Origin of the sequence: Sinorhizobium chiapasense (assembly GCF_036488675.1) — a bacterium.
GTDB lineage: Bacteria > Pseudomonadota > Alphaproteobacteria > Rhizobiales > Rhizobiaceae > Sinorhizobium > Sinorhizobium chiapasense.
In genome coordinates, this window is the sequence record NZ_CP133148.1 from 1,503,697 (window position 1) to 1,517,560 (window position 13,864).

General features: G+C 60.0%; 10 protein-coding genes. 3 read left to right on the top strand and 7 right to left on the bottom strand.

The genetic code is table 11. The features are described 5' to 3' along the window. Positions 1-3,510 carry a transcription-repair coupling factor gene (mfd, locus tag RB548_RS07260; protein WP_331374279.1) on the top strand — a complete coding sequence of 1,170 codons (3,510 nt, stop codon included), beginning with the start codon at positions 1-3 and terminating at the stop codon, positions 3,508-3,510. A 101-nt stretch (positions 3,511-3,611) separates the two neighbouring features. Here the strand turns inward: mfd and RB548_RS07265 are convergent, their stop codons facing one another. Beyond that, positions 3,612-4,277, bottom strand: a complete 666-nt coding sequence (locus RB548_RS07265; RefSeq protein ID WP_331374280.1) for a DsbA family oxidoreductase — start codon at positions 4,275-4,277, stop codon at positions 3,612-3,614. Positions 4,278-4,463: 186 nt separating this feature from the next. Then, complete coding sequence (locus RB548_RS07270; RefSeq protein ID WP_331374281.1) at positions 4,464-6,278, bottom strand: extracellular solute-binding protein; 1,815 nt, start codon at positions 6,276-6,278, stop codon at positions 4,464-4,466. Positions 6,279-6,684: 406 nt separating this feature from the next. Here RB548_RS07270 and RB548_RS07275 point away from each other — a divergent pair, with 406 nt between their 5' ends. Then, positions 6,685-7,308 carry an invasion associated locus B family protein gene (locus RB548_RS07275; RefSeq protein WP_331374282.1) on the top strand — a complete coding sequence of 208 codons (624 nt, stop codon included), beginning with the start codon at positions 6,685-6,687 and terminating at the stop codon, positions 7,306-7,308. A gap of 304 nt (positions 7,309-7,612) precedes the next feature. On the opposite strand, the gene hspQ is transcribed toward RB548_RS07275, so the two are convergent. From hspQ to RB548_RS07290, 3 genes are all read right to left on the bottom strand, one after another. After that, complete coding sequence (hspQ, locus tag RB548_RS07280; protein WP_331374283.1) at positions 7,613-7,942, bottom strand: heat shock protein HspQ; 330 nt, start codon at positions 7,940-7,942, stop codon at positions 7,613-7,615. Between the two features lie 171 nt (positions 7,943-8,113). After that, positions 8,114-9,523 (bottom strand): type I glutamate--ammonia ligase, encoded by a 1,410-nt coding sequence (gene glnA / locus RB548_RS07285; protein ID WP_153436440.1) that lies wholly within the window; start codon positions 9,521-9,523, stop codon positions 8,114-8,116. A gap of 86 nt (positions 9,524-9,609) precedes the next feature. Beyond that, positions 9,610-9,948 carry a P-II family nitrogen regulator gene (locus tag RB548_RS07290; protein ID WP_003528058.1) on the bottom strand — a complete coding sequence of 113 codons (339 nt, stop codon included), beginning with the start codon at positions 9,946-9,948 and terminating at the stop codon, positions 9,610-9,612. Positions 9,949-10,385: 437 nt separating this feature from the next. Between RB548_RS07290 and RB548_RS07295 the strand changes: the two genes are divergently transcribed. Continuing rightward, the gene (locus RB548_RS07295; protein WP_331374284.1) at positions 10,386-11,861 is read left to right on the top strand and encodes an NAD(P)H-hydrate dehydratase; all 1,476 of its coding nucleotides are present in this window, start codon (positions 10,386-10,388) and stop codon (positions 11,859-11,861) included. Positions 11,862-11,954: 93 nt separating this feature from the next. Here the strand turns inward: RB548_RS07295 and gpt are convergent, their stop codons facing one another. Both gpt and RB548_RS07305 read right to left on the bottom strand, forming a co-directional pair. Beyond that, a complete protein-coding gene (gene gpt / locus RB548_RS07300) occupies positions 11,955-12,452 on the bottom strand; it encodes a xanthine phosphoribosyltransferase (protein ID WP_331374285.1) in 498 nt (165 codons plus the stop codon). 201 nt (positions 12,453-12,653) lie between these two features. Beyond that, positions 12,654-13,400: a competence/damage-inducible protein A gene (locus tag RB548_RS07305; protein ID WP_331374286.1), complete on the bottom strand. Its 747-nt coding sequence runs from the start codon at positions 13,398-13,400 to the stop codon at positions 12,654-12,656. Positions 13,401-13,864: the final 464 nt, after the last annotated feature.

Below are 13,864 nucleotides of genomic sequence, written 5' to 3' on the forward strand. Positions count from 1 at the left end.
ATGATATCTGGTCTTGACCCGAAGAAGATCCTTGCCGCGACACGGGAGGTGACGATCGGCCCGGTGCCGTCCGGCGCCGAGGCCCTGATACTTGCCGAGCTAGCGCGCGCGGGGAACCCGGTCGCCTACATCCTTTCCGACGGTCAGCGGATTGCGGACCTTGAGCAGGTTCTCGGCTTCGTGGCCCCGGACATTCCCGTTCTCACCCTTCCGGGCTGGGACTGCCTGCCCTACGACCGCGTGTCCCCGAGTGCTGACACATCCGCGCGGAGGCTCGCCGCCTTGAGTGCGTTGATAGCGCACCGGACGAAACCGCATCCGGCGATCGTGCTCGTCACCGTCAACGCGGCCCTCCAGAAAATCTCGCCGCAGGATGTGATTGAAAGCCTTGCCTTTGCGGCAAGGCCGGGCAACCAGGTCCGCATGGACGACATTGCGGCGCGACTGGAGCGAAACGGTTTCGAGCGCGTGCCGACCGTGCGTGAGGTCGGCGAGTTCGCCGTCCGAGGCGGCATTCTCGACGTTTATGTGCCCGGCAGCGGCGAACCGTTGCGCCTGGATTTCTTCGGCGACACACTTGAGACGATCCGCTCGTTCGATCCGGCGAGCCAGCGCACGACCGGCCAAGTGCGCTCGCTCGATCTCAACCCGATGAGCGAAGTGTCGCTAACCCCCGACACCATCAGCCATTTCCGCAAGCAATATTTGTCACTCTTCGGGGCCGCGACGCGGGACGATGCACTCTACCAGGCGGTATCGGAAGGGCGCCGCTACGCCGGCATGGAGCATTGGCTGCCGCTTTTCTATGGCGGCCTGGAGACAGCCTTCGATTATCTCGACGGTTTCCGCATCGTCACGGACCATCTGGTGCGCGAGGCGGCGGCGGAGCGGTCGAAGCTCATCCTCGATTATTATGATGCGCGCCTTGCCTCCGCATCACCGGGCAAAAGCCAGATCTCCCAAGGCACACCGTACAAGCCCGTGCCGCCGGAATTGCTGTACCTGAGCGCCGAGGGCTTTGGCGCGATGCTGTCTGAACGCAGCGCCGTCCGCCTGTCGCCATTTAACGAACATGAAGGGGAAGCGCGCCAGGTCGTTGCCATCGAGGCGCGCCAGGGACTGCGTTGGGCAAAGACGGCGGGCGAGGTCGAAAGTGACGGCGAACGTGCGAATGTCTTCGATCAAGCCGTGAAGCACATTGCCGAGAAGCGGGCGAGGGGCGCGAAGGTCGTCATTTCGGGGTGGACGGAGGGATCGCTCGATCGCCTTCTGCAGGTTCTCGCCGAACACGGACTTGCGAACATTCGTCCGATCAAGGCTTTGTCCGATATTCGCTCGCTGAAGCCGGGCGAGGCGGCCTCTGCGGTCCTCAGTCTCGAAGCCGGCTTCGAGACCAGCGACCTCGTGGTTATAGGCGAGCAGGACATTCTTGGCGACAGAATGGTGCGCCGGTCGAAGCGTCGCAAACGTGGCGCCGACTTCATCGCCGAGGTGACCGGCCTCGACGAGGGAAGCTATGTCGTCCATGCCGAACACGGTATCGGCCGTTTCGTCGGCTTGCGCACGATCGAGGCGGCCGGCGCGCCGCATGACTGTCTCGAACTCGTCTATGCGGAGGATGCCAAGCTCTTTCTGCCGGTCGAGAACATCGAGCTTCTGTCGCGTTATGGCTCCGAAGGCACGGATGCGATCCTTGACAAGCTCGGTGGCGTCGCGTGGCAGGCGCGCAAGGCCAAGCTCAAGAAGCGGCTGCTCGATATGGCCGGAGGCCTTATCCGCATAGCTGCCGAACGGCATACCCGCCACGCGCCTGTTCTGGTCGCCCACGACGGGGTCTATGACGAGTTCGCCGCGCGCTTCCCTTACGATGAAACAGAGGATCAGATGAACTCGATCGACGCCGTGCGCGACGATCTTGGAAGCGGTCGCCCTATGGACCGCCTGGTCTGCGGTGATGTCGGCTTCGGCAAGACGGAAGTGGCGCTGCGGGCTGCCTTCATCGCGGCGATGAATGGCGTGCAGGTCGCTGTCGTCGTTCCGACGACCTTGCTTGCCCGGCAGCATTTCAGGACGTTCAACGAGCGGTTCCGCGGTCTGCCGGTCCGCATCCAGCAGGCGTCGCGGCTCGTGGGCTCGAAGGACCTCGCGCTGACGAAGAAGGAAGTGGCCGACGGCAAGACCGACATCGTCGTCGGCACGCACGCGCTGCTCGGCTCCTCGGTCACGTTTGCCAATCTCGGCCTATTGATCGTCGACGAAGAGCAGCATTTCGGCGTCAAGCACAAGGAACGGCTGAAGGAGCTGAAATCCGACGTGCATGTGCTGACTCTGTCGGCAACGCCCATTCCGCGCACGCTGCAGCTTGCCTTGACCGGCGTTCGTGAATTGTCGCTGATCACGACGCCGCCGGTCGACCGCATGGCGGTGCGCACCTTCATCTCGCCCTTCGACGCCCTGGTGATCCGCGAGACACTCATGCGCGAGCACTATCGCGGCGGCCAAAGTTTCTATGTCTGCCCGCGCTTGAGCGATCTTTCGGAGATCCACGATTTCCTGAAATCCGACGTTCCGGAACTGAAGGTAGCGGTGGCGCACGGCCAGATGCCGGCGACCGAACTCGAAGACATCATGAACGCCTTTTACGAAGGACGCTATGACGTGCTCCTCTCGACGACGATCGTCGAGTCGGGTCTCGATGTGCCGACCGCCAATACCCTGATCGTGCATCGTGCCGACATGTTCGGCCTCGCCCAACTCTACCAGCTCCGCGGACGGGTAGGCCGGTCCAAGGTCCGCGCCTTTGCGCTCTTTACCTTGCCTGTCAACAAGACTTTGACAGGGCCGGCAGAGCGCCGCCTGAAAGTGCTGCAATCGCTCGACACGCTGGGTGCCGGCTTCCAGCTCGCCAGCCACGATCTCGATATCCGCGGCGCCGGCAACCTGCTCGGCGAGGAACAGTCCGGCCACATCAAGGAAGTCGGCTTCGAGCTTTACCAGCAAATGTTGGAAGAGGCCGTTGCCGAACTCAAGGGCGAGGAGGAAATCCACGACACCGGCTGGTCACCGCAGATATCGGTCGGGACGCCGGTCATGATACCGGAAGACTATGTGCCGGATCTGAACCTGAGGCTCGGACTCTACCGCCGCCTTGGCGAGTTGACGGACCTCAAGGAGATCGACGGCTTCGGCGCAGAGCTGATCGATCGCTTCGGGCCGTTGCCGACCGAGGTTCAGCACCTCTTGAAGATCGTCTACATCAAGTCGCTGTGCCGCACGGCAAACGTCGAAAAGCTCGATGCCGGGCCGAAAGGCGTGGTCGTTCAGTTCCGCAACAAGGAGTTTCCGAACCCCGCCGCTCTCGTCGGTTACATCTCCAAACAGGGGACGCTGGCGAAGATCCGCCCGGACCAGAGCATCTTCTTCCAACGCGAACTTGTGACGCCGGACAAGAGGCTTTCCGGCGCAGCTATGGTGATGACGCAGCTTGCCGGACTTGCTAAGCCCGCATGAAAACGAAGATGCCGCCCGGATTGCGCGGCGGCATCGTGATCGATTCCAATAAGTTAGAGCGGGATGCGGGCGGAAAACCGTCCACTTTTCTTGATCCCACTTTAATGCGTGGGGCCGCTGGCTTTCATCTGCGCGATCTCCCGCAATGCATTCGTCAGCACATCGACCGATTGGGCGCCCATCACCGCATATTGCTGGTCGATGATGAAGCAGGGGACGCCACTGACGCCCATCTCGCGGGCAATGTCGATCTCCTGCTTCACGGCATCCTTGTCCGCGTCGGAGGTCAGAAGGGCGGCGATGACCGGACCGTCGAGACCGGCCTGCTCGGCAATCTCCAGAAGCACGGCGTGATCGCCGACATTTCGGCCCTCTTCGAAATTGGCCTTGAACAGCAGGCGCACGACCTCCGCCTGGGTTTCCTCGCCATTGGTTGCCGCCCAGCGGATCAGTCGATGGGCGTCGAGCGTGTTGGGACTGATCTTCACGGCCTCGAAGTTGAAATCGATACCATCTTCTCGGCCGAGTCCTTCGAGCGTTTTGTGGGCCTTGTCGACCGCGTCCTGGCCGCCGAGTTTTGCGGCGAGGTGTCGCTTGTGATCGACGCCCTCTGCCGGCAGATCCGGGTTGAGCTGGTAGGGGCGCCATTGGATCGTCACATGGACGTCGCCGGCGACATTGGCAACGGCCTGGTCGAGGCGGCTCTTTCCGAGGTAACACCACGGACAGACAACGTCCGAGACGATATCGATTTTGACGGTTTCCATCGCTCCAGCCTTTCTTGCTTCATAAACCTGCGAGATAGGCCGGTTGGGCGATAGTTTCAATGCGTTACCAAAAGGGAACCTACAGCATGTTTCCCTAAATCGAATTCGATTTAAGGACAAAAACATACGGCAATCCAAAGTGCTACAGCGACCTTTGTGCGTCTGAAAAGACGCACGGCGCTGTAGTTACTGCGCGCGCTCGTCCCACCAGGTCGGCAGCTGGTAGCCGTAGAGCGGAACCGTGGCAGGACGCCCGATATGTTTCCATCGTGCGATCCATTGGGAGTCGAGATGGTAGAGCGGCACCACATAGGCGTTGGATACCAGCAGCCGGTCGTGGGAGCGGACCGCGGCTGTGAAGTCTTCGGTCGTGCGCGCCTGCAGGATGTTGCTGATCAGCCTGTCTACGTCCTTGTCGGCGACGCCGGCGAAGTTCTCGCTCCCCTGCCTGTCCCGCGATTGCGATCCCCAACGGCCGACTTGCTCGACGCCCGGAGAGAGCGAGGACGGGAATGATTTTATAATCACGTCGTAGTCAAACGATTGGCTGCGCTGCTGGTACTGGGAATCGTCGACCGTGCGCACGGTCGCGACGATTCCAAGCGGTGCGAGGAACCGCTGATAGGCGAGGGCGATCTTTTCCTGCCCGGCGTTCTGGCTCATGATTTCGAATGCAAGCGGCGTGCCTTTGGCGTCGACCATCTTGCCGTCCTTGATGGCGTAGCCGGCTTCGCGAAGCAGCGTCACAGCCTCCCGCAGCACATTGCGATCACGACCGGACCCATCGGTGACGGGCAGACGGTAGGTCCCATCGAGAATGGTCGGATTGATCCTCTCTCTGACGTCGCCCATGAGCCCAAGCTCACGGTCGTCTGCGGCGGCGCCGAGGAAGGAAAGCGACGAGTTCTGCCAGTAGCTCTGGGTTCGCGTATAGGCACTGTCGAAAAGATTCTTGTTCACCCATTCGAAATCAAAAACGAGCGCGAGGCCCTGGCGTAGCTTGATGTTGTTGAACATCGGCCTGCGCGTGTTGAAGACGAAGCCGAGCATTCCGGAAGGGGTTCTCGGAGTGAAACTGTCCTTGATCACGTCCCCCGAGCGCACTGCCGGAAAATCATAACCGCGTGCCCATTTGGTTGCGCTACCTTCCGGATAGACATCAACCTCGCCCTTCTTGAAGGCCTCGAAGAGCGAGTTCTCCTGGAGGAAATACTCGACGGAGATCTCGTCGTAATTGTCGAAGCCGATCTTGGAGGGCAGATCCTTGCCCCAGTAGTCGGGATTCCGGCGATAGACGATGCGTTCGCCTGCCTTCACGTCGGCAACACGATAGGGGCCGGAGCCGAGCGGCGGCTCGAGCGTTGTCCTGTCGAACGCATCGACATTGATCGCGTGTTTCGGCAATACGGGTGAAAGCGCGAGCAGCAGCGGGAATTCGCGATCGACATCCTCGTTGAAGGTAAAGCGGACACTGCGGTCGCCGACCTTTTCCATCTTCGAGACCTTGGAGAGGCGGTTGCTGAAGGGAGCGCGTCCCCTATCGCGCATCAACTCGAACGTGAAAATGACGTCTTCGGCGGTCACGGGCTGGCCGTCGGCCCAGCGCGCCCTGGGATTCAGGTTGAATTGGATGAAGGTGCGATCTTCGTCCCATTCGACGGTTTCAGCAAGCAGTCCGTACATTGTGAACGGCTCGTCCTGGGAGCGCTGCATCAGCGATTCATAGACGAGGTTGCCGAAGGCCGGATCCCACATCCCTCGGGCGGTCGTCCGCATGCTCTTCAGGATGAAGGGGTTGAGGCTGTCGAACGTGCCAACGACGCCATAGGAAATCTTTCCGCCCTTCTTCACGTTGGGGTTGACGTAAGGGAAGTTCTTGAAGTCGGCGGGCAGGGCAGGCTCGCCGTGCATGGAAATGGCATGCACGGGCGCCGCCAGGGCCTCATTGCCGAATGTGCTGGCGGCCACAAGCATGGCAAGGCCGGAAAGAACTGCGCGCAACTTCACCTCCCGAGGGATTTCTACAGGCCGATTCCCGTCACGTTACCAATGCGGGCCCACATTTCCAACCTGCACGAGGAAAAGTGTGAAGGTGCCTGCCGCCCAGGTCCCCCTTAGACTCTGATGCGGTTTTCCGTACGGGTCGCGCATACGATGCCCAAGAATCGGCCGTCGCGATTCCCGGTGGGTTCGATCGTGAAAGAACGCAAAACCCGGGTATTTCCCGCTTCGGCGGCTGCAAAAAATGCAACGAAACACTGGATAAACGCCACGAGCCAATGTAACAGGTGTTTCCGGAAACGGGGCCATTCAAATGCCTCATTTGGCCAACAGGACAACGGCGGCTGACGATATTCACCATCGGAACAGTTTGTTCCGGAACCGGATTTCAGGAGACGGAATCACAATGATCTTCAAGTCGAACTTCACCAATCGCGCGTCAATGGCAGCGCTGGCGCTCTCTGTTGCAGCCGCCGGCGCTCCGAGCGCTGCTTTCGCGCAGGCAGGCAAGCCGCCGCAGGGTTGGTTCAAGGTTTGCACCAAGCAGGAAGACAACGACGTCTGCATCGTTCAGAACCTGCTCACAGCCAACAATGGTCAGCTCATCACTGCTGTCGGCCTCATCACCGTCTCCGGCAAAATCAACCGCAAGGTTCTGCAGGTTTCCGTACCTTCTGCTCGTATGATTCCTCCGGGTGTCCAGATGCAGATCGATGGTGGCAAGGGTGTCAAGCTCGACTATGCGATCTGCATGCCGGACAAGTGTGTTGCCGAAGCACCGCTTTCCGATGCGCTGATTGCCAATCTGAAGAAGGGCAACGACGTCGTCTTCACGTCGGTCAACTTCCAGCGCGCCCCGAACCCGATCAAGATGACGCTGGAAGGTTTCACCGGCGTCTTTGACGGCGAGCCGATCGAACAGTCGCAGCTGGAAGAACGCCAGCGCCTGTTGCAGGAAGAAATGCAGAAGAAAGCAGAAGACGCCCGCAAGAAACTGGAAGAGGCCCAGAAGGCCGCTAAGCAGCAGTAATCGCGCTCATTCCTGGATCAAGAAACGCCCGGTAATTTGCCGGGCTTTTTTTGTCGGGGACCCATCGCCCGGTTCCCGAGATCATTTCATTGTTTCTTTGAAACAGCGAAATGATCCAACTATTTGAAATTACGCAATTTCGGACGGAAAACCGTTACACACTTTTCCTGGAATTGCTCTAGGTGGGCGAAGCTTGCGCCGACATCACGGACTGCTCCTGCCTCTGTCGGTCGCGCAACAAAACGCTCCGGGACCAAAGTGCCGGAGCGTCTCAGTTGGCAATCGGCGGAACGCCCCGATATCCTCAGTGCTGATAGGTCGCCTTCGGCTTGTAATGCCCGATGGCTTCCTTCTTGAACAAGGCGCTCACCTGCGGGTGGCGGATCGGCCTATCACTTTCGTCGGAAACGAGGTTCTGTTCGGAAACATATGCGACATATTCGGTGTCGTCATTCTCGGCGAAGAGATGATAGAAGGGCTGGTCCTTGCTTGGCCGAATTTCCGGCGGGATGGCATTCCACCATTCCTCGGTGTTGGCATATTCCGGATCGACGTCGAAGATGACGCCGCGGAACGGGAAGACCCGGTGGCGAACCACCTGTCCGATCTCAAATTTCGCGTTTCTTTGTTTCATGACGCAACACATCCTTTCAGACAATAATCTGGGTTGCCGCGTGCCGAACATCAATAGGTCTGCGGTGAACCGTTCTTAGAGGCACTGCCCATGAAAAAGGCGGGCTTCGAACGAGGCCCGCCTTCTTCTACTGTCGTAAACGGACCGGGCATGCCGACCGGTCCATTTTCTTTAGACCGAATAGTACATGTCGTATTCGACCGGATGCGGCGTCATTTCGAAGCGCATGACTTCCTGCATCTTCAATTCGATGAACGAATCGATCTGGTCGTCGTCGAAGACGCCGCCGGCCGTCAGGAACTTGCGATCCTTGTCGAGGCTTTCAAGCGCTTCGCGCAGACTGCCGCAAACCGTCGGGATTTTCTTCAGTTCCTTCGGAGGCAGGTCGTAGAGGTCCTTGTCCATCGCCTTGCCCGGATGAAGCTTGTTCTTGATGCCGTCGAGACCGGCCATCAGCATGGCCGCGAAAGCGAGGTAGGGGTTCGCACTCGGGTCCGGGAAGCGGACTTCGACGCGCTTGGCCTTCGGGTTGCTGCCGAACGGAATGCGGCACGAAGCCGAGCGGTTGCGGGCCGAATAGGCGAGCAGAACCGGCGCTTCATAACCCGGGACCAGGCGCTTGTAGGAGTTCGTCGACGGGTTGGTGAAGGCATTCAGCGCCTTGGCGTGCTTGATGATGCCGCCGATGAAATAGAGGCAGGTCTCCGAAAGCCCGGCATATTCGTCGCCGGCGAATGTCGGCTTGCCGTCCTTCCAGATCGAGAGGTGGACGTGCATGCCCGAGCCGTTGTCGCCGAAGACGGGCTTCGGCATGAAGGTCGCGGTCTTGCCGTAGGCATTGGCAACCTGGTGCACGACGTATTTGTAGATCTGCATCTTGTCGGCGTTGCGCACGAGCGCATCGAACTTGACGCCGAGCTCGTGCTGGGCAGCGGCCACTTCATGGTGATGCTTTTCAACCGTGACGCCCATTTCGGCAAGTACGGTCAGCATTTCGGAGCGCATGTCCTGGCAGCTGTCGATCGGCGGTACCGGGAAGTAGCCGCCCTTGATGCGCGGACGGTGGCCGAGGTTGCCGGTCTCGTAATCGGTATCGTCGTTGGACGGCAGTTCGGAGGAGTCGAGCTTGAAGCCGGTGTTGTACGGGTCGGCCTTGTACTTCACGTCGTCGAACACGAAGAATTCCGCTTCCGGGCCGACGAAGACCGTGTCGCCGATGCCGGAGGCCTTGAGGTAGGCTTCCGCCTTCTTCGCCGTGCCGCGCGGGTCGCGGTTGTAGGCCTCGCCCGAAACCGGATCGAGAATGTCACAGAGGATGACCATGGTCGACTGGGCGAAGAACGGGTCCATGTGAGCCGTCTCCGGGTCAGGCATCAGCACCATGTCGGACTCGTTGATAGCCTTCCAGCCGGAAATCGAGGAGCCGTCGAACATGACGCCGTCGGCGAACATGTCTTCGTCGACGCAGACGACATCCATCGTCACGTGCTGCAGCTTGCCCTTGGGGTCGGTAAAGCGCAGGTCGACGAACTTGACGTCGTTGTCCTTGATTTGCTTCAGAACTTCACTCGCAGTCGTCATTTTTTGTAAGTCCCTGTTTTGAGATGACGAGGTTTGAAAAATCGGGGCCGGACGGCCCCTCGGGATTTGATGGCGTGATTAGGTGATTAGATGGCGTCGAGGCCTGTTTCGCCGGTGCGGATTCGGATTACTTCTTCCACATTGGACACGAAAATCTTTCCATCACCGATGCGGCCGGTTTGCGCGGCATTGCGAATGGCCTCGATGACGGCCTCTGCGTTTTCGTCTGCCAGCACGACTTCGACTTTCACCTTCGGCAGGAAGTCCACGACATATTCGGCGCCTCGGTAAAGCTCCGTATGTCCCTTCTGTCGTCCGAAGCCCTTTGCTTCCGTGACGGTGATCCCCTGCAAGCCGACTTCCTGAAGAGCTTCCTTCACTTCGTCCAGCTTGAAGGGTTTTATGATCGCTTCGATCTTTTTCATGAGAAAATGTCTCTCCGCTTCTCCCTTTAAAGCAGGTTCATGCCCGCTCGGCCTCCAATATGCACGTAGCGTGCCAGTTTTGTCGCAGAATGAAACCCCGGATAGTGAATTTTCACAGCTTCATCCGGCCTACTGCATGTCTCCTTAAATCGACGTTGATTTGAGGACAAAGACATGCAGCAATTCAAAGTGCTACAGCACCCTTTGCGCGTCCGATAAGACGCGCGGCGCTGTCGGCGGGATTGCCCTCCACCTCCTTGGCCATTCTGCCTATTTTTTATGAAAGATGATCATTTGATGTTGGCAACATTGCTGCGACGTGCTCCATAAGCACGTTATTTGAGCACCAATAATGTGCAAATGCATAAAAAATTATCATTTGGTTTGGTGCGCACGCCTTCTTGCCTTGAGGCCTTCGGCGCGGTTAGATCTGCTTCATGCTTGACCCGCTCCGAGACGTTCTGGTGACCCCGGCCGAAATGACGGCGATCGACAATGCGGCCGCCGCTTCGGGCATCGATAGCTTCGCGTTGATGCGTTCGGCCGGAATGGCGGTGTCGGCAGCGGCCCTTCGGCTTTTTCCGGAAGCGCTTCGTTTCGTTGCGCTTTGTGGACCCGGCAACAACGGCGGCGACGGTTATGTCGCAGCTTCCGCACTCGCGGAAGCGGGTGCCGACGTGGCGGTGTTCGCGCTCGGTAATCCGGAAACGCTGAAAGGCGACGCCGCGCGAGCGCACGGTGCTTGCCCACTGGCCGTGCAACCGCTTGCTGCATACGAGCCTCAGCTTGGTGACGTTGTCGTCGATGCCTTATTCGGGGCAGGGCTTACGCGCGATCTTCCGGCAGAGGCACAAAGGACCATTGCGCGGGTGAGTGAGAGCCACGTGCCGGTAATCGCCGTTGACCTGCCCTCTGGTGTCGACGGGCGCACGGGGGAGATCTGCGGTGCGACCTTCGCTGCGGCACACACCGTCACATTCATGGCTCGCAAGCCCGGCCATCTGCTCATGCCCGGGCGCGTCCGCTGCGGCACCCTGGAGGTATTCGACATCGGCATCCCGGCGCGGCTGGTCAGCGAGATGGCCGGTGACTTGCGGCTCAATACACCAACCACATGGGGATCGCACGCCAGCGCCCTTGATCCGGCCACGCACAAGTACCGACGGGGCCATTTGGGCGTGCTTTCGGGCGGTTCACTCGCGACTGGTGCGGCGCGCCTGTCGGCGACCGCCGGCCTTGCGGCAGGAGCCGGTCTGGTGACGCTGGGGTCACCGGCAGAAGCGCTCGCTGTCAATGCGTCCCACCTTACGGCGGTTATGCTGAAGGAAATTGAGGGCGCTGAAGACCTTGCGGCTTGGCTCAAGGACAAGCGGGTGAACGCGTTCGTGCTGGGGCCTGGCTTCGGCGTCGGCAAGAAGGCGAGGGACTTTGCCCTGATGCTTTGCGATCGGGCGCTGGTCCTCGACGCCGATGGAATGACGTCTTTCGAGAAGAGCCGAACGGAACTCTTCGAACGAACCGCCGGCAGCGGGGGGCGGCTGGTGATGACGCCGCATGAGGGCGAGTTCGCGCGGCTATTCCCCGAGATCGCCGCAGACACCGCGCTGTCCAAGATTGAAAAAGCGCAAGCTGCCGCGAGACTGAGCCACGCGGTCGTCGTTTACAAGGGACCTGACACGGTCGTCGCCGCTCCATCGGGCCGCGCCGTCGTCAACGCCAATGCTCCGCCATCGCTTGCCACGGCAGGGTCGGGCGATGTCCTTGCCGGTATCGTCGGTGCTCACCTGGCGCAGGGCATGCCGGCCTTCGAGGCCGCCGCCGCGGCGGTCTGGCGTCACGGGGAAGCCGGTACGCGCGCAGGTCGCGGCATGACGGCGGAGACGCTCGTCGAATGCATTCCGCCGCTTCCGTGACTAGCGCATGTTTCCTTAAATCGCAGCGAAAGTGCCATCGTGTCGTTTGCGCGTCTGATTAGACGCGCGGCGCTGCCGTACCGCGAAGGAGCCTCAGCCGCGCGTGCCCTTGGCGATCGGCTCCTGATAGGTGAAGCCCATGTCCCAGGGGAAATAGATCCAGGTATCCTGGCTGACTTCCGTCACGAAAGTGTCGACGAGCGGGCGTCCCTTCGGCTTTGCATAGACAGCGGCGAAATGGGCTTTCGGCAGCATTGCGCGCACTTCGACGGCAGTCTTGCCGGTATCCGTCAGGTCATCGACGATCAACACGCCTTCGCCGCCATCCTTGGCGATTTCCGGGGAAATGCCCTTGAGGACCTTCATCTGCCCCTGCGTGTCATAGTCGTGATAGGAGGCAATGCATACGGTCTCGATCATGCGGATATTGAGTTCACGGCAGATAATTGCAGCCGGGACGAGCCCTCCGCGGGTGATGCAGACCATTGCACGCCATTCCTGTCCGTTGTCGGCCAGCCGCCACGCGAGCGCGCGGGCATCGCGGTGGAACTGATCCCAGGATACTGGAAAGGCTTTATCTGGAAGAGACATGTGCGGGCTCCGGCTTCAAGTCGAATACAGGTTGCGAAGCGCCGCGGCGGACCGAAGGGTCGCGCAGCGCGCTTCGCCACGATTTGGATATGCAATACTGAAAATGAAGCCCGGAACGCAAGGGGCGGCAAGAGTTGTCATCCATCGCTTGGCGTCCTGCGCTCGTCCGCTTGTCGAGCGCCGGACCGTGCTGGCTGACGGTCAGCGGGAACGGGCGATTGCCTCGATCATTGCCATGACATCGACTTCGGCCGCAGCGAGCACGGCAGCGTCGCGAGCGCGGATGACGATATCGGTCGAAAAGTTCTTGCCGTCGAACTTGGGGTAGGAGCCGATGCTCGTTTCCGGATGTTTCTTCTGGACCTCTGTCAAGGGGCCGCCAATTTCGCCTTCGCCATAGGGCGAACGGACGGTGCGTGAAAGCACCGGTGTCCCCGTCTGGAGGCTGGGCAGCAAGCTGTCGAGCATCGCCTGGAAGACCTGAGGCACGCCGGCCATGACATAGACGTTGGCGATTCTGAAGCCGGGCGCAGTCGACACGGGATTGGAAATATGGGTGGCGCCGACCGGCATGCGCGCCATCCGTCGGCGCGCATCGGTAAACTCCATGCCACGGCGTTCATACATGGCGCCGAGCAACGCCATCGCTTCGGGATCGTGCACGCATTCGACTCCGAATGCCCTGGAGATGGCATCTGCGGTGATGTCGTCATGTGTCGGCCCGATGCCGCCTGATGTGAAGACATGGTCATAACGGCCTCGCAACCCGTTGACCGCGTCCACAATTGCCTCCTCGTCGTCCGCCACGATGCGAACCTCACGCAGATCGATGCCGACCATGGTCAGCATCTCCGCCAGATGGCCGATATTCTTGTCCTTCGTTCGGCCGGAGAGAAGCTCATCGCCAATGGCAAGCATGGCTGCGGTGACGATCCTGGCAGTGGTCATTGGTGCTCCTGAATTGTTGGCGATCGTCCGGTCGATCTCATCGCTGTTGAAGAAGCTTGACAGTCCGTCGACCGCCCACGCTCTGGCGACGATATGCCATTTGATAAATCCTGTGCGAGGCGACGATCAAGTGGAATTGCCTGACAGGAGTATCATGATGGCTAAGATACTGGTTTTCCACTATTCGGCCTATGGGCATATCGAAAGATGGCTTATGCCGCCGCGGAAGGCGGTCTCGGGGATCGCTGCAAAGCTCGCGTCCTGATGGCTCCGTTCCAGGCACCTTTGGCACAGTCCGGCGAGGGCTGCGCCTTGAAATTTCACGAAGGTTCGAAAGGCGCCAAAATCATCGCGGAAGTGGCCTAGCGGCGTCATTCTGTGCTAACATCGCCCCCGCTCGGCATGAAAATGCCATTGATGAGGAGGAGCAGCAGGGACCGTGCGGCGACGGTCTGCCCCAGGGA